Raw genomic sequence first — 14884 nt, forward strand, 5'->3', positions numbered from 1 at the left:
TTTTGGCTGAGAGCGCCTGGCATACAGTCGGACTTCTGCGAAGCGTTCGACGCTTGAGCATGCAGGCGCACGCAAGGCGCGGTTTGATCTTCATCAAGTCACCTTGGGTGGCATCCAACCCTTGGTCGGACAGACCGCTAACATTTTGTGGGACCGCTAACTTGAATAGATGCCCGCCTGCAAAAAAAGCGGAGGCATCGTCATGTCAGGCTCTGCAGAAATGGGGGCAAGGCCCCATGTGAAGTGCCTTGCGTGCTCGTTGAGCCGGCTATGCCTGCCCGCCAGCCTCAGCGCCGACGAAGTGGACAAACTGGAGCGGATTGTCCGCCGTAACCGGCCATTGAAGCGGGGTGAGTACCTGTTCAAGGCCAATGAACCCATGGAGCACGTGTTTGCCTTGCGCTCTGGGGCGATCAAGAGTTTTCTGCTCGATGCCGAGGGCACCGAGCGGGTGACCGGCTTCCTCCTGCCGGGTGAAATGCTCGGGCTGGACGCTATTGGTGCCAGTCATTACCGAAGCTTTGCCGTTGTCCTGGAACTCTCGCTGGTCTGCTCCATCAGGCTGGATCAGTTGGTGGACCTGTCCGGTCAGATTCCGGGGTTGCGTTATCAGTTGCTGCACATGCTCAGCCTAGGGATCCAGGGCAAGGACGAGCACCTGCGCTGCTGCCATGGGCGTGCCGAGCAGCGGCTGGCGATCTTCCTGCTGGGCATGTCGGCGCGTTACCAGGCGCGGGGGTTGCGGGCGGGTGTGTTCAACCTGCCCATGTCCCGTGGTGATATCGCCAACTACCTGGACCTTACGCTGGAAACGGTCAGCCGCCTGTTCAGCCGTTTCGTCCATGCAGGTCTCGTGCTGTGCGCCGGGCGTGAGGTCAGGCTCATCGACATGCAAGGCCTGGTCAACCTGACCCATCTGGAGGAGCCCACTTGAGCGCGGCAAGCACCCGGTCATAGCGTTGCACAGGCCAGTTCTCGGCGGAGTGCCCCACCCAGATCGGGCGTGGCACATGATCCGTGCGTATCCAGATACGCTGCGGTGCTACGCCTGTTTGCCAGCACAGCTGGGCTACCTGGCGCGCCACTTGTGGCGGTGCGCAACAGTACACCGTGTCCGGGTGAAAGGTGATCAGCAAGCGCCTGGTTTGCCACCAGCCACTGCTGCTGTCACGCGGCAGTAACGACAGAGCCGACAGCCAGGTTCGACAATCGTCTGGCAGCAGTTCAGCCGCAATGCCGTCATGTGACAGCTGCAATTGTATCCAGGGCAGCCAACAGCGAATCTCATCCAGCGCCCCCAGTAAGGACAGCAGGCCGTCGGCGCGACTGATGGCCAGCAACCTTGTACTTTGCAGGGGCAACGGCCAAGCGCTGCCAAGCGGCCCGGAATAGTCGAACAGTTCCCCCGCCCGTCCCAAGGGCTGCGCACTCTGAGTGCTGACGATAAATTGCCCGGCCACGCCAGGTAGGGTCACGTAACTGCATGGCCAGCACTCGGTTCGACCGCTGAGCACGCAGTACTGGCCAGCCATTGCCTCGCTGCATGGCTGGCTGCAAAGGGCCAGGCGCACGAATTGCTGGATACCCAGGCCGGGCAATGTCTGGAGCACGCGGACGCTGGCACCCTCCCGGTCCATGACTGCCTCGCACGGTAATGATGGCTTGCTGTAATCAGCCTAGGCCGTCGCCAATCCGGCACTTTGACCAGGATCAAACCAGCGGGCGGCAGGGACTTCACCTTGTTGATAAAGATCAAATGGGGTGCTGCCCCACGGCGCATGATCGAGGCGTCTCCCTGGGAGGCAATACTCATTCACCCATTCGAGGAGAACTCCATGTCAGACGTTGCCAAGAAAGTGCCTGTTACCCCCGTCGCCAGCCAGCCAACCGAAGGTTCGCCGCCCAGCGTAGAACCTTCAGAGCTGTGGCGGCCCTTCCAGCAATTGCGCCGTCAGATCGACAGCCTGTTCGAGGATTTTGGACGGCGGCCGACGCGCATGCCGTTCAGCCACACACCGTTCGATGTCGAACCGTTCTGGCGGCGTGACCTGTTCACCCACGGCATGCCGGCCATGGACATCAGCGAGCTGGCCGAGGAGTACCGCATCAGCGCCGAGTTGCCTGGCGTGGATGCCAAGGATATCGAGATCAAGCTCGTCAATGGCAACCTGTTGATCCGCGGCGAGAAAAAGGAGGAAGTGGACGAAAAACGCAAGGAATATCACCTGTCCGAGCGCCATTACGGCAGCTTCGAACGGGTTTTCCAGCTGCCCCGTGGGGTCGACGCCGAGAAAATCGACGCCCAGTTCAACAAGGGCGTGCTGCTGGTGCACCTGCCCAAGCGTGCCGAAGCCATCCATCCGGAAAAGGTGATTCCGATCAAGAGCGGTAAATGATCACCCACCCTCACTGCATCGAGGAGCAAGGAGGCTCCGCCTGTGGAGGTAGAACATGATGTCCATTGGCAAATACTGCAACCGGGACGTGGTCACCGCACCACCCGGTATCTCCATCTATGCCGCGGCGCGCATGATGAATCAGTACCATGTCGGCGATCTTGTGCTGGCCGAACATGTCGACGGCGAGCGTTGTCGGCCCATCGGCCTGATCACCGATCGCGACCTGGCGTTGCGGATCATTGCGCGCAACCCACCGGATCAGGAGGACCTGCAGGCGGTCGATGTACTGCCCCGGCCTCTGATCACCGCGAACCAGAACGAGGACCTGTTCGATGTCATCCTCAACATGCGGCGCGCCAATATCCGACGTATTCCGGTAGTCGATGATTTCGGTCTGCTGGTCGGCATTGCCACGGCGGACGATCTGGTGGGCCTGCTGTCGGACCACCTGCACGAACTGTCACTGCTGATCCGTCAACAGAGCCGGCGGGAGGAAGATCTTCGCGGCGAAGACCTTTGAGCGCCCGCGTGCGCGATGACGAAAGGAGGCTGGCATGAGTGATGTCCCGGGTACTGAAGAACTCGAAAGCCTGGACGCCTATTGGCGGGCGGCAAACTACCTCACCGTTGGCCAGATCTATCTGCAGGACAATGCCTTGCTGACCAGGCCGTTGACCTTGGCCGATGTCAAACCTCGGCTGCTGGGCCACTGGGGGACTTCGCCGGGGCTCAACCTCATCTATACCCATCTGAACCGGTTGATTCGCCAGTACAGCCTCGATGTGCTGTTCGTCACGGGCCCTGGCCACGGCGGCCCTGCTCTGGTCGCTCAGGCGTACCTGGACGGTACATACACCGAGCTCAACCCATCGGTTGGGCGCAACGCCCTTGGAATGGCCCGGCTCTTTCGGCAGTTTTCCTGGCCCTATGGCATAGGCAGCCATGTCGGCCCCCATGTGCCTGGCTCCATTCACGAAGGGGGCGAACTGGGCTATTCGCTGGCCCATGCCTATGGTGCCGCCCTGGACAATCCGCATCTGATCGTGGCGTGCGTCATTGGTGATGGTGAGGCCGAAACCGGGCCACTGGCTGCCAGCTGGCATTGCAACAAGTTCCTCAACCCCGCCCGCGATGGCGCAGTGCTGCCCATCCTGCATCTGAACGGCTACAAGATCGCCAACCCCAGCGTGCTGTCGATGATCAGCGAGGAGGAACTGACCAGCCTCATGTATGGCTATGGTTATGATCCCTATTTTGTCGAGGGTGACGAGCCGATGGACGTCCATCGTGCGTTGGCCAGGACGCTGGAAGTCATCTACGAGAAGATCAGCCAGATCCAGCGCCTCGCGCGGCATGCCGAAGACCCGCAGGTGATCGACAGGCCATTGTGGCCGGTGCTGATTCTTCGTACCCCAAAAGGGTGGACGGGGCCCAGGTACGTGGATGGGCAACGCGTAGAGGGCACCTGGCGGTCCCATCAGTTGCCGTTGTCGGACCTTGGCAAACCGCCGCACCTGCTGCAGCTGCAACAATGGCTGGAAAGTTACCGTCCCCATGAGCTTTTTGACGCACAGGGCGCGTTGCTGCCTGAGCTGGCCGCACTGACCCCGACTGGCCGGCGGCGCATGAGCGCAAACCCGCATGCCAACGGCGGCCTATTGTTGCGGGCACTGGACTTGCCGCACTACGCCGATTACTGCGTGCCGATGCCGGGCCCGGGTCAGGTGCGGGCCGAGTCGACCAGAGTGCTGGGCGGGTATGTGCGCGATGTGATGAAGAACAGCCTTGCGTCGCAGAATTTTCGCCTGTTCGGCCCTGACGAAACGGCGTCCAACCGGCTGGATGCAGTGTTCGAGGTTACCGACAAGGTGTGGCTGGATGCTCACGCCAGCGATGATGGACACCTTTCGGCACAAGGGCGAGTCATGGAGATCCTCAGTGAGCATATCTGCGAGGGCTGGCTGGAGGGGTATCTGCTGACGGGTCGCCATGGCCTGTTTTCCTGCTACGAAGCCTTCATCCATATTGTCGATTCGATGATCAACCAACATGCCAAATGGCTCAAGACAGCTGCCGAGGTGCCGTGGCGCAAGCCGATCGCATCATTGAATATCCTCCTGACTTCGCATGTCTGGCGGCAGGACCATAATGGTTTCTCGCACCAGGACCCGGGTCTGCTCGATCTGCTGGCAAACAAGAAGGCCAATCTGGCGCGGATCTATCTGCCACCTGACGCCAACTGCCTGCTGTCGGTGGCTGAGCATTGCCTGCGCAGCCGTGGGTACATCAATGTGATCGTCGCCGGCAAGCAGATGGAGTGGCAATGGCTCGATAGCGAAGCGGCCGCCGTGCATTGCCAATCAGGTATCGGACGCTGGGGCTGGGCCTCCCACGATGACGAGATGCCCGACGTGGTGCTTGCCTGCGCGGGCGATGTGCCGACCCTGGAGGTGCTGGCGGCAGTTACACTGCTGCAGGAGCAGGCTCCTGATGTGCGCGTGAGGGTGGTGAATGTCGTTGACCTCATGGCGCTGCAACTGTCACAACAGCACCCTCATGGGCTGTCCGACAGCGACTTCAATGGGCTGTTCACCGAAGATCGACCGGTCATCTTCGCCTTCCACGGCTACCCGGCGTTGATCCATCGCCTGATTTACAAGCGCGCCAATCCGCAACGGTTTCATGTGCGGGGCTTTCGCGAAGAGGGCGCAACCACCACGCCGTTCGACATGGCAGTCATCAACAACCTGGACCGCTACCAGTTGCTGCTCGATGTGTTCGAGCGCGTGCCACGCTTGCAGCCTCAGCTCGAGCAGGCCCGAGCCCGCTATTGGGCAACGATGGAGAAGCACAAGCTCTACCTCATCGAACATGGCGAAGACATGCCTGAAGTTGCGCAATGGCGATGGACTTCCCCCCCAGGTGCCTGACCAAGCGCTACTTGGCCTTCCAGTACTTCTGCATTTCCAGGAACAGGAAGGACGCGGTCCAGGTGATCAGTACCAGGCCCGTCAAGGCCTGCAGGCCGGTCAGGTACTTGAGATGGCCGGTGGGGGCGATGTCGCCGAAGCCTATTGTGGTATAGGTGGTGAAGGAGAAATACACGCAGTCCAGGTCATTCTTGTAGATGATCTTGTGCAGGTGGACTTTCAGGATCGCCAGGCGGCCCTTGCGGTCGGGCCGGTCGCTGACTTTCTGCTGATCGAGCAACTGCAGGAACTGGCTGTAAAGGATGGCGTGCACGGCCGGCTGGCTGAACAGGCCGAACTGCACGGCTGCGAGCACCGCCAGGCCGACTGCCAGTAAGTAGAGCTTCCAGGGCTGATCCTTGTTCATGGCCATCGCCCCTTGGCGCGGCGGCGCTAGGCGATCAACAGATAATCTTCGACCTTGCTGACGCCCGGCACCGACCAGGCCGCACGCTCGACCACTTTTCGAGTTTGTTCAGGCGTACCTCTATTCCCTCGGCCAGGCCGCGCACGCCTTTCATGTCCTTGACCGTGCGCTCGGCACTGACTTTGTGGGCGTAGCTGTTGACGTGCCCGGAGAGGGTGACTACACCGTCACACCGATGCTGGCAGCGTGATAACGGGTTTGAACTCCAGCTCTTCGAGCACAAGGTCTCGCAAGTCAAGGTCGTTCATGATCGGCTCCGGTAGCGGGCAGGGGAGGGGCTGAAGTGCCCTGAGTCCTTGTTTCTACACGTGTACCCCACAGCGCGATTGATAAAGGCCAAACCCGGTGAACAGGCCGCTTGCGGTTGACAAATGTCAGGCTGCGGCGCACGCCGCAATCGATACTCAGCGTGTCTTGGGCATGCACTAGGGTATGGAAATGCGACGTTATGTGCTTTGCGGGTGGGCAAGCCTGCTGCTGATTACCGCGTCCGGCTGCACGGCGTGGCGCGCTGAGGAGTACGATGCGCGCCTGGAATCGGCGGAGAACAATGCCGCCACTGCAAGGTTGCGCGCCGATCAAGTGTGTTACCGCATCGACCTGGTCGAGCAGACCGCCAACGAGGCGCTACGACGGGCAACCCAGGCTCAGGACGAGATGCAGCAATTGGCTGCGGTGGTCGCGCTGATGCTGGCCACCGGACGAGCCCTCGAAGCGTTCAGCGTGCGGCATGCCGAGCGCGAACTGCGCGCGCTGATCGACCGAGCGCCGCAACGTGCGTGGGTGCAGGAACAAGACGGGCTGCACGAGGTAGCGGTGGATCAGGTCAGGCCAGGTCAGACCGTGCCGGTACGCCTGCAGAGTCCCCAGGCCACCCTGGACGAAGCGGCACTGACCGGGGAGTCGTTACCCGTCACGCGCCATTGCGGCGAGCCGGTGGCCAGCGGGGTGTGCAACGCTGGCGCGCCGATGGTGCTGGTGGCCACGCAGACTGCGGCACAAAGCACTTATGCCGGCATCGTGAGCTTGGCCGAGGCGGCACGCCAGTCACGGGCGCCCTTCGTGCGCCTGGCACTTGAAAATGCGGTCTCGGTCGCCAGCATTTTGCTGCTGACCGAAGCCACCATAACCGATATCCCGGAAAAGACCGCACCCCTGATGCAACCCCCAATGCCTGAGTGATCAGGCCGACCCACCGTTGGAGGCAATCATGAGTCACTATCAACGCCTGTTGCTGATCATGCGCCCAATGCTGCACCAGGCGGTCGCCCTGGAGCAGGCCGTTGCACTGGCAAGGTCTGCATCGGCCAGCCTGCACATCGTCGCCTTGCTCGAATCATTGGACAAACTCTGGTTGCTGGAGTCCGGTAAGCATCAAACGGAGCGGGAGGCTTACCGGCAGGCTCAGCAGGAACAGTTGGAAGCCCAGGCAAACGTGCTGCGTGCCTCTGGCGTGCAGGTGACGGCCGAGGTGGCCTGGAGCAACGACCTGCAGGATGACATTCTGCAGCACGTGCTGGAGATGCAACCGAACCTGCTGCTCAAGCAGGTCGAGCATGAGCCTGCGCTCAAGCGCGCCTTCTTCACCCCGCTTGACTGGCAGCTGTTGCGCCACTGTCCGGTCCCGGTCTACTTGCTCGGTGCCAGCCTGCCGGCGTTGCCACGCCAGGTCGTGGCGGCGGTGGATGTGGCTGATACCTCGGATGAGGGGCAGGCCCGAAATGACAGTATCGTCCAGCAGGCCAGTGCATTGGCCTTGCAGACCGGGGCGCAACTGGACCTCCTGCACGCCTGCGATCTGTCGATGGCCTATATGGGCGATATGGGGTATGCCGCCTGGGCCATCGGGGACATTGCCGGGCCTTTGCGCCAAGCGTTGGAGGATGATTTCAAAAAACTGGCCGATCGCTTCGGAGCGCCATCGGAACGCCGCCACTTCGTGCTGGGCCGTCCGGTCGCGGTGCTCAGCGAATACGTCGAATCACAGCCGGTAGACGTGCTGGTCATGGGGCGGCCCATCGCACGGGGGCTGGACCGTCTGTTCGGCAGCACCACCGAGCATGTGTTGTACCAGGTGCCTTGCAATATCCTGGTGGTGTAGGGCTGTACGGCTGACCACGTCACGGCATAAGGCGTTGAGCAACCAGGGCGCTGGTGTCGAAGATGTCCAGCTGAGCCCGGCAAGCGGCGGGCAGGCGAAAGGGCGTGATGCTGTCGGCGACCAGGATGCGTTCGAACATCCCGCTTTCGAACAGCGCTCCTGCAGTGGTGAACAGACCGTGGGCGGCGGCAGCCAGAATGCGGGATGCGCCAGCGCCATGGCAGGCTTGTGCGGCCCGCAACAGTGTCTGGCCGGTACTGATGATGTCGTCAAACAGCACGACCGTGCTGCCAGCCACATTACCCACCAGGCACTCCCCGCTGAGCTGCGTGTGTTGCCGGTGCTTTTCCACCATGGCCATGGCAACCGGGCGCGCGAGCAGCTGGGCCAGTGCCTGGCGAAACTGTTCGGCACGCTTGATGCCGCCCATGTCCGGCGCCACCCGGTCGATGCCGCAGCTTTCCATCAGGCGAGCCACGTGGCGTGTAATGGTCGAGTCCTGAAATTCCACCTTGCGGTCCTTGCGCTCATAGCACAGATAGGGCGTCACCGCTGTCACCTGACTGGCGCCGGCGTCCTTGAGAGCGCCACAGAAGAACAGCAGATGGCACAAGCGGCGTGGCAGCGCTGGGTTTGACGATTATCAAGTGCAGCTTGGCCCATGGACGGACACTGTGCAGGTCAGCGCATGCCAAGGGCTGCGATTTTCACAATCCTTATAGCGAGCACGCCAATGGACAAGTATCAGAAAAGCCACAAGGACAAATTGTTCAAAACCCGTCCCTTCGACCCCTACGCCATACCCCTTCGCCCGGGCGGCAGCGCGCTTTGCCCGCAATGTGGCGCGGTCTATCACGAGGGTGAATGGCACCCGCACGGAGCAAACGGCCTCGGGCCACTGGAGTCAACTGTATGCCCCGCCTGTCGACGTATTGAGGACCATGCCGCGGCGGGCCAGGTGCGCGTGTCGGGCCGTTTCGTCACGACCCATGAGCAGGAGATTCGCCAGCTCATGCAGCATGCCGAACAGCAAGAGCGCCAGACCCACGTGCTCGAGCGGCTGATCGCCATCGACTGCAAGGACGACGAACTGTTGGCGACCACCACGGGCACGCACCTGGCCAACCGCATTGGACATGAACTGGAAGCCGCTTATGACGGCGTCTGCAGCTATCGCTACAGCGACAGTGAACGCTACCTGAGCGTCGATTGGCATCGCGATTGAGACGGGCCGCCGGTTTGCAAGGCACGGAGCATTGCAAACCGGCGGCCAATCAGCCGTGGATTGCCAGGATGCTCGACTGCACCTTGTACAAGGTCTGCTCGGTGGTACTGCCGATGACCTTGGCCAAGCCTTCATGGTAAAGGGTGCCCATGACAACCACATCGAAGCCATGCTGGTTGGCGTATTCGCTGATGACACTCCGGGCAGCCCCGCGTATCAGGTGCAAATGGTCCGGCTTGATGCCGTAGTTGTCCGCGAAGCGGGTCAGGCGTTCCCGTGCTCTACCTGTCACTTCTTCGATCACCTCATCGGTCCATGCCACTGGTGCGGCGGCGTAGGCCATGAAGCTAGGGCTCGGTTCATAGGCCTGGAGCACATGCAGTTGTGCCTTGCAGCGTTGCGCCAGCACCTGTGCAGCTTGCAGGACATGGTCGTTGCATTTGTGCACCGCAGCGTCGTGCTCGACGAGGTCCACGGCCGCCAGCACCCGCGCAGGCAGTGCCGCTTCAGCCTGAGCTACCAAGTGTAACGGTATCGGGCAACGGCGCAGCAACTGCCAGTCCAGCGGCGTGAGAAGGGCACGGCTGACGACAGTTTCGTGGCGGATGTCCTTGATCAGCATTTCCACGCGATGTAACTGCGCCAGGCGGATCAGGTCCTTGAGTGGATCATCGTCATCCAGCGTTTCGGCATAGGCGGTAATGCCCTGCTTGCCAAGCGCCTGTGCCTGTTCATTCAGCCATGCCTTGCGATGCTCGGCGTCTTGTTTGCGGGCGCTGCTGCGCAGTACCTGGTCAAGGGTGGTCAGGCGTGACGGTAGTTGGCTCAGCACCACCAGGTGCAAGGTGGCCCCTGTGGCCTTGGCCAACGCCTGCGCGCGCGCCAGGGCTGGTGAGGGGTGCAGGTCCGGATGGCAGATGAGTAGCAGTCGCGTCAAAGCGTTCATGATGGCCTCCGCAGCGATGGCCGTCGCAATGACGGCTTACGCGTAGGGTGCCGCGATGGCGCCTGGGGGCCTTGATTTTTATCAAGAACGAACCGGCAACGGCTACGATAATGCCAATCGTACGGCAACCAACAGCCGCGCCGGGAGGTGCCCGACGAACCGGATTCAGGGTTCTCGGTGGGTTGAGTATGGGCATGCAGGAGGCTGAGGTCATCCGCGTAGCGCTTGTCCTTGATCGGGTAGGGCGGTAATGGCGCAGCACCTCAGACGCAGGCAGGCCATGGCCGTTGCCGGCACGTGAGATCTTTATTACCTGCATTGTTGACCTAGGATAACTTCTGCCGCCTTTCAGATCGTCGCGTTGCGCGCGCAGTGATAGCGTTCGTATATACGCTTTTCATCCCGAGGCGTGGCCATGTATCAGAACCTGGCTGTTCTGGCCGCCTTGCTGGTGCTGTACGCCAGCCTGGCCGGCGCGCTTGAATCCAAACCTATCAACGGGCCGCTGTTGTTTCTGCTGGCGGGCCTGGTAACAGGTCCCTCCGGGCTTGGATTGTTGAACCTTTCGCTGGACCGCAACGATCTTCGCTTTCTGGCCGAGCTTACCCTTTCAATCGTCCTGTTCAATGATGCCGCCAAGGCCGATCTGGCCCAATTGCGGCAATCCCGTAGCCTGCCCTTGCGCCTGCTGACACTAGGCCTGCCGTTGACATTGATTGCGGGCTGGCTTGCCGCCTGGCTGATGTTCCCACAGATGCCCAGGCTGGAGATGGCGTTGTTGGCGACGATCCTGGCCCCGACCGATGCCGCCCTTGGCAAGGCAGTCGTGAGCAACCCCGAGGTGCCGGCCAATGTACGCGAGAGCCTGAATGTCGAAAGCGGCTTGAACGACGGCATTTGCGTGCCGGTACTGCTCCTGCTGTTGACATTGTTGATGGAGACCCACTCGACGATGCCTTTTGCCTTGGCGGGCTATTTCTTCCTGGAAGAACTGGGAATCGGTGTTCTCTCAGGGGCGGCGCTTGCGCTGTTGGTGGGCGGATTGTTACGTCTGTCACAACGCCATTGCCTGCAGATCGAGGCCTGGCAGCAATTGGTAATGCCCGCGCTGGCATTGCTGAGCTTCGCCTGCGCCCAGGCACTGGGGGGGAGCGGCTTTATCGCCGCCTTCTGCGCAGGGCTGCTGACAGGTTACCTGTTCAACCGGGAAACGCAGCCGTTGCTCGTCACCGGCGAGTCGAGCGGTGAGGCGCTGTCGCTGCTGACCTGGGTGGTGTTCGGAGCCTACGTGGCGCCCAAAGCTTCGCAGATAGTGGCACCCTCGGTCTGGTTCTACGCACTTTCGAGCCTGTCGCTGGTGCGGATGCTACCTGTTTGGCTCAGCCTGGCGGGGAGCACACTCAGCGCCGAGAGCCGCTTGTTCATCGGCTGGTTCGGCCCCCGTGGCCTCGCGTCCATCGTGTTCACGATATTGATACTGGATGCGCCGTTGCAAGAGGGTGGCACGATCATCGCGAGCACTATCGCGTGCGTCCTGCTCAGCGTGGTATTGCACGGCTTAAGTGCATTGCCGGGGGCGCGGAGGATGGGACGCCGCGTTCGGGAATGAGGGTGTGACAGGCGATCGAACGTAAAACACAGCGTTAAGATTAATTCGGCGCACTGATCGGCCTAGTCGCCCGACTGTACGTGGTGGCGAACGGGCGCATTGCCGGTATCAGCGGTCTGCTCGGCTCGCTGTTGCAACGCACGGGAGAAGGGCGAGGAGAGACGCTGTTCCTCTTGCTGGGCATTATTGCGGCGCCACTGTTGTGGCGAGCGGTCTCGGCGGTGCCTCCGGTGCGTTTCAGTACGGCCCCGGGGTTACTCATGGTCGCGGGGCTACTGGTGGGGGCGCTATGGCAGTGGCTGCACCTTGCCTTCGCGCATGGTGACGGCTTGTGTATTCGACGCAAAATCTGTGGCGACCAACGTCTCGGCGGCCGGACGGCGGGTTATTCGCCGATAAAACCAGCACCAGTGAGGCTATCACATGCAAATGCTTAAAACTGTAATATTTAATACGTTTAACGTATTATAATTTCATTTTCTGGCCATTTAGGTCGGATAAGATTTAATTATCAGACCTAAATGGGCGGAGAGTAGGGCATGGCAGTAGGCGTACCAGAAAACGATGTTTTTGCCGCGGCAGACGCAGTCCTTGCCCGTGGAGAGCGGCCTACGGTGGAGCGGGTACGCCTGGAGTTAGGGCGCGGCAGCCCGGCGCGGGTCGGTGCTTTGCTCGATCAGTGGTGGGAACAGCTTGCCGGGCGCCTGCGCGGCGAAACCCGCCTGCCCGGCTTGCCGGCGGAAGTGGCGCAAGCCTTCGTGGCCATCTGGCAGCAGGCCACGCTGATGGCGCAAAGTGTCGCCGAGCAGGCTCTTGATACCCAGCGGCAGGTGCTGGCCGAGGAGCGCGAAGCACTGGGAGCGCTGGAAGCCCGCGCCCGTCTGGAGGTAGTCCAGGCACAGCAGCAGACCGCTGAGGCAGTCACCACACGGCAACGCGTGGAAACCCGTCTAGCCGATCTGGAGCAGTTGCTGGTTCAGCGCCAGGCGCAAATCGACGATCTGCGCGCCCAACGCGACGAGTTGCAGGCGCAGCGTGACGAATCCCACGCGCATCTGGTCGAGGTCCGGCAGCAGTTGCACAACAGTCGGGAGCAGGCCGAGCAAGCGCGGATAGAGCAGCAGCGGTACACCCGCGATGTGGAGGACCGAGCCTATCGCGAGATCGATCGGGTGCGCGAGGAGTACAAGGTGGTCGCGGGCCAACTCAAGGACCTCAATCAGCGCCAGCACGGCCTTCAGCAAACCCTGCTGGCCGGTCAGATTGAGCTGACCGAAACGCGCGAACAGCGGGCCATGGCGCAAGCGCAAATTAAAGCCCTGCAGAGTGAGCAGGAACAGCGGCAACATGTAGTGGACGACTTGACTCAACGCATCGAGGCTTTGCAACAGCAGTTGCAACTGGCTCAGCAGGATTTACTCAGCTCTCGGGAACAGTCAGCAGCGGCTACGGCCCGAGCAGACGCGCTGGCTCAGCAACTCGGCACCGCCCGCACGGTGCCGAGTAAAAAGCGTGCGCCGCGCAAGCCCGCCTGACCGATAGACCTGCCTAGGCAGAGTGTTTGTTTTTTTGATTTTACTGGCAGCGGAAGACTGCCTTGCACTAGGAAGCGACATGGACATCAACTAAGTAAGAAGTTCGTAGCGGTTGGTCGGGGGGGCGTTAAACGACGGGTGACAGAATGAATGAGCGAGAGATTGTGAGGGTGCTGATTTTTAAAGGGTTCGCGGGTTTGTGGAAGCAGCTGCGTAGGTTAGTGGAGACAGACAACACACGTGAGTAATTATGACATGGCATACTATTTAACATAATATGCATTATGAGCACCTGCGTATGGAGTTACCGGGCCGTGGGTTGGCCAGATTGGAAGCCAGTTCGCAGTGCGAATTTCGCAGACGCGAAAAAATGACCAGTTCAGCCGGCTTCAGGTGTTGCTACCAGCAACACGCATCAGCTCCGAAGTAAGTCGCTGCAGACAGCTCTGCCGGTGGTTTTTCACGGTGAAAAAATCCACGGTGAAACTTCAGAGCCCAGATCGCACTACGATTTTCGCGGGCACCGAAATTACGGTCGCCGTTGGCTTTTCGGCCAACGTTGCGTCATTTGACCCAGTACCTCAAGTTGCGACGCGAGGTTCAACACGTCCAAGTCTACGCCTAGAACTGAATCGGCTTCGTACGGATACCGCGTGCCAGAGAACAGATTCGACGCAGTACTTATTCATTTGTCCAACTCAAAGCCTGGTGCCAGGCTCTGTGAATCGCACGAAACTGGCTGGCTAGGTCGCTAGGAATTGCGTTTTACAGATCAGACAAGCAGTGTCCATTACCACGTGGCTTCAGGCGCAGTCGCAGGTGCCCATCAGGATCATATTCAGATCTGGGGAACGCGGGTCAGCCTTAACCAGAAGCGACTTGAGAAACAGCTCTCAAGCGAGCGCCGAATTCCTCACAGCTGGCCAGTAACGCGTTCTATCTGGGGAACTTTTCGCTCTCACCTCAAGCACTTGAGCTGCTTGCAGAAATGTCTGGGCTTCCTCTATAACCCAAGTATTGGGCAGTGGGACGTCATCCTTCATATGGCGTCTTAAGTGGACCTTCGCTTGGAGCTGTGGCTGGTAGCAACAGCCAACGGCCGCATAGCATAGCGGGATAAGCTCTGGTACCCTGCCCTTATAATATGAATTTAAGAAATAACTCTACTAAATATTCATTTAGTAGAGTTGCACTCAGTAAGTGCCTGGTAATGAGTTCGATCAAGACTAATTTGTGTATCGTCAAACCCTGCCCTGACGACTGCGAAAGTTTTCCGCAACATTGAACAACCCCATACCGACGAGCATCGCGATCACGAACAGCCAGGCTTGCCAGTACCCCCCGGCGAGCAACACCAGCGCTGGCCCCGGACAAACGCCGGTAAGCCCCCAGCCTATGCCAAAGACGAGGCTCCCGCCGACAAGTCGACGGTCGATGTCACGCCTGGCAGGCAGCTGTATCTTACCTCCCAGCACAGCAGTGGTGTGACGCCGCGCCCAAGTCATAGGCAGCAGTGCGGCACCTATCGCACCCACCATGACCAGTGCAAGCGACGGGTCCCACTGCCCGGCAATGTCGAGAAAACCTAACACCTTGGCGGGGTTTGCCATGCCGGATAGCAGTATTCCCATGCCGAATAGCAACCCTGCAATGAAGCCACTGATCCGCTTCAT

The 14884-nt window shown here is 60.5% G+C and carries 13 protein-coding genes and 5 pseudogenes; 11 read left to right on the forward strand and 7 right to left on the reverse strand.

Annotated features, from left to right (window positions below):
- Positions 1 to 202 precede the first annotated feature (202 nt).
- Positions 203 to 934, forward strand: coding sequence for a Crp/Fnr family transcriptional regulator FnrB (gene fnrB, locus AC3B5Q_RS13310; RefSeq protein WP_033730605.1), 732 nt, complete (start codon positions 203 to 205; stop codon positions 932 to 934).
- Here the strand turns inward: fnrB and AC3B5Q_RS13315 are convergent.
- Positions 903 to 1637, reverse strand: a complete 735-nt coding sequence (locus AC3B5Q_RS13315) for a hypothetical protein (RefSeq protein ID WP_021784671.1) — start codon at positions 1635 to 1637, stop codon at positions 903 to 905. The two genes, fnrB and AC3B5Q_RS13315, sit on opposite strands and share 32 nt — an antisense overlap.
- 198 nt (positions 1638 to 1835) lie before the next feature.
- Here AC3B5Q_RS13315 and AC3B5Q_RS13320 point away from each other — a divergent pair, with 198 nt between their 5' ends.
- From AC3B5Q_RS13320 to AC3B5Q_RS13330, 3 genes are read left to right on the forward strand one after another with little or no spacing between them, the layout of a single operon-like run.
- Positions 1836 to 2396, forward strand: coding sequence for an Hsp20/alpha crystallin family protein (locus AC3B5Q_RS13320; RefSeq protein ID WP_103470314.1), 561 nt, complete (start codon positions 1836 to 1838; stop codon positions 2394 to 2396).
- A gap of 58 nt (positions 2397 to 2454) precedes the next feature.
- Entirely contained in the window at positions 2455 to 2919 is a 465-nt protein-coding gene (locus tag AC3B5Q_RS13325; protein WP_033730612.1) for a CBS domain-containing protein, read from the forward strand.
- 34 nt (positions 2920 to 2953) lie between these two features.
- Positions 2954 to 5329, forward strand: a complete 2376-nt coding sequence (locus AC3B5Q_RS13330; protein ID WP_103470316.1) for a phosphoketolase family protein — start codon at positions 2954 to 2956, stop codon at positions 5327 to 5329.
- A gap of 7 nt (positions 5330 to 5336) precedes the next feature.
- Here the strand turns inward: AC3B5Q_RS13330 and AC3B5Q_RS13335 are convergent, their stop codons facing one another.
- Both AC3B5Q_RS13335 and AC3B5Q_RS13340 read right to left on the reverse strand, forming a co-directional pair.
- Positions 5337 to 5735, reverse strand: coding sequence for an ion channel (locus AC3B5Q_RS13335; RefSeq protein WP_021784674.1), 399 nt, complete (start codon positions 5733 to 5735; stop codon positions 5337 to 5339).
- A gap of 97 nt (positions 5736 to 5832) precedes the next feature.
- Positions 5833 to 6043, reverse strand: a pseudogene (locus AC3B5Q_RS13340) (BON domain-containing protein); the annotation flags it as partial.
- Between the two features lie 190 nt (positions 6044 to 6233).
- Here AC3B5Q_RS13340 and AC3B5Q_RS13345 point away from each other — a divergent pair.
- The 3 genes and pseudogenes from AC3B5Q_RS13345 to AC3B5Q_RS13355 all read left to right on the forward strand — a co-directional run.
- Positions 6234 to 6464: pseudogene (locus tag AC3B5Q_RS13345) on the forward strand (outer membrane lipoprotein OprI); the annotation flags it as partial.
- Positions 6450 to 6917: pseudogene (locus AC3B5Q_RS13350) on the forward strand (P-type ATPase actuator domain-containing protein); the annotation flags it as partial. The pseudogenes AC3B5Q_RS13345 and AC3B5Q_RS13350, both read left to right, overlap by 15 nt.
- A gap of 88 nt (positions 6918 to 7005) precedes the next feature.
- Positions 7006 to 7896, forward strand: coding sequence for a universal stress protein (locus AC3B5Q_RS13355; RefSeq protein ID WP_021784676.1), 891 nt, complete (start codon positions 7006 to 7008; stop codon positions 7894 to 7896).
- Between the two features lie 19 nt (positions 7897 to 7915).
- Here the strand turns inward: AC3B5Q_RS13355 and AC3B5Q_RS13360 are convergent.
- Positions 7916 to 8512, reverse strand: a pseudogene (locus AC3B5Q_RS13360) (ribose-phosphate pyrophosphokinase-like domain-containing protein); the annotation flags it as partial.
- A 117-nt stretch (positions 8513 to 8629) separates the two neighbouring features.
- On the opposite strand from AC3B5Q_RS13360, the gene AC3B5Q_RS13365 reads away from it, so the two are divergent.
- Positions 8630 to 9121: a BCAM0308 family protein gene (locus AC3B5Q_RS13365; RefSeq protein ID WP_028697428.1), complete on the forward strand. Its 492-nt coding sequence runs from the start codon at positions 8630 to 8632 to the stop codon at positions 9119 to 9121.
- Between the two features lie 49 nt (positions 9122 to 9170).
- On the opposite strand, the gene AC3B5Q_RS13370 is transcribed toward AC3B5Q_RS13365, so the two are convergent.
- Both AC3B5Q_RS13370 and AC3B5Q_RS13375 read right to left on the reverse strand, forming a co-directional pair.
- The gene (locus tag AC3B5Q_RS13370) at positions 9171 to 10067 is read right to left on the reverse strand and encodes a universal stress protein (RefSeq protein ID WP_021784679.1); all 897 of its coding nucleotides are present in this window, start codon (positions 10065 to 10067) and stop codon (positions 9171 to 9173) included.
- Positions 10068 to 10231: 164 nt separating this feature from the next.
- Positions 10232 to 10330, reverse strand: a pseudogene (locus AC3B5Q_RS13375) (phosphoribosyltransferase); the annotation flags it as partial.
- 152 nt (positions 10331 to 10482) lie between these two features.
- Between AC3B5Q_RS13375 and AC3B5Q_RS13380 the strand changes: the two are divergent.
- From AC3B5Q_RS13380 to AC3B5Q_RS13390, 3 genes are all read left to right on the forward strand, one after another.
- On the forward strand, positions 10483 to 11676 hold the full coding sequence (locus AC3B5Q_RS13380) for a cation:proton antiporter domain-containing protein (RefSeq protein ID WP_021784680.1): 1194 nt from the start codon (positions 10483 to 10485) through the stop codon (positions 11674 to 11676).
- 53 nt (positions 11677 to 11729) lie between these two features.
- Positions 11730 to 12113 carry a YeeE/YedE family protein gene (locus AC3B5Q_RS13385; RefSeq protein ID WP_374755455.1) on the forward strand — a complete coding sequence of 128 codons (384 nt, stop codon included), beginning with the start codon at positions 11730 to 11732 and terminating at the stop codon, positions 12111 to 12113.
- 102 nt (positions 12114 to 12215) lie between these two features.
- The gene (locus AC3B5Q_RS13390; protein WP_028697429.1) at positions 12216 to 13211 is read left to right on the forward strand and encodes a DNA-binding protein; all 996 of its coding nucleotides are present in this window, start codon (positions 12216 to 12218) and stop codon (positions 13209 to 13211) included.
- A gap of 1241 nt (positions 13212 to 14452) precedes the next feature.
- Here the strand turns inward: AC3B5Q_RS13390 and AC3B5Q_RS13395 are convergent.
- Positions 14453 to 14884: a DUF6691 family protein gene (locus AC3B5Q_RS13395; protein ID WP_021784682.1), complete on the reverse strand. Its 432-nt coding sequence runs from the start codon at positions 14882 to 14884 to the stop codon at positions 14453 to 14455.

The organism is Pseudomonas sp. D5(2026) (genome assembly GCF_057766845.1).

Excerpts from the sequence above, each read along its gene's own strand:
- fnrB (WP_033730605.1), top strand. The coding sequence starts at position 203 with ATGTCAGGCTCTGCAGAAATGGGGGCAAGGCCCCATGTGAAGTGCCTT.
- AC3B5Q_RS13315 (WP_021784671.1), bottom strand. The coding sequence starts at position 1,637 with ATGGACCGGGAGGGTGCCAGCGTCCGCGTGCTCCAGACATTGCCCGGC.
- AC3B5Q_RS13320 (WP_103470314.1), top strand. The coding sequence starts at position 1,836 with ATGTCAGACGTTGCCAAGAAAGTGCCTGTTACCCCCGTCGCCAGCCAG.
- AC3B5Q_RS13325 (WP_033730612.1), top strand. The coding sequence starts at position 2,455 with ATGTCCATTGGCAAATACTGCAACCGGGACGTGGTCACCGCACCACCC.
- AC3B5Q_RS13330 (WP_103470316.1), top strand. The coding sequence starts at position 2,954 with ATGAGTGATGTCCCGGGTACTGAAGAACTCGAAAGCCTGGACGCCTAT.
- AC3B5Q_RS13335 (WP_021784674.1), bottom strand. The coding sequence starts at position 5,735 with ATGAACAAGGATCAGCCCTGGAAGCTCTACTTACTGGCAGTCGGCCTG.
- AC3B5Q_RS13355 (WP_021784676.1), top strand. The coding sequence starts at position 7,006 with ATGAGTCACTATCAACGCCTGTTGCTGATCATGCGCCCAATGCTGCAC.
- AC3B5Q_RS13365 (WP_028697428.1), top strand. The coding sequence starts at position 8,630 with ATGGACAAGTATCAGAAAAGCCACAAGGACAAATTGTTCAAAACCCGT.
- AC3B5Q_RS13370 (WP_021784679.1), bottom strand. The coding sequence starts at position 10,067 with ATGAACGCTTTGACGCGACTGCTACTCATCTGCCATCCGGACCTGCAC.
- AC3B5Q_RS13380 (WP_021784680.1), top strand. The coding sequence starts at position 10,483 with ATGTATCAGAACCTGGCTGTTCTGGCCGCCTTGCTGGTGCTGTACGCC.
- AC3B5Q_RS13390 (WP_028697429.1), top strand. The coding sequence starts at position 12,216 with ATGGCAGTAGGCGTACCAGAAAACGATGTTTTTGCCGCGGCAGACGCA.
- AC3B5Q_RS13395 (WP_021784682.1), bottom strand. The coding sequence starts at position 14,884 with ATGAAGCGGATCAGTGGCTTCATTGCAGGGTTGCTATTCGGCATGGGA.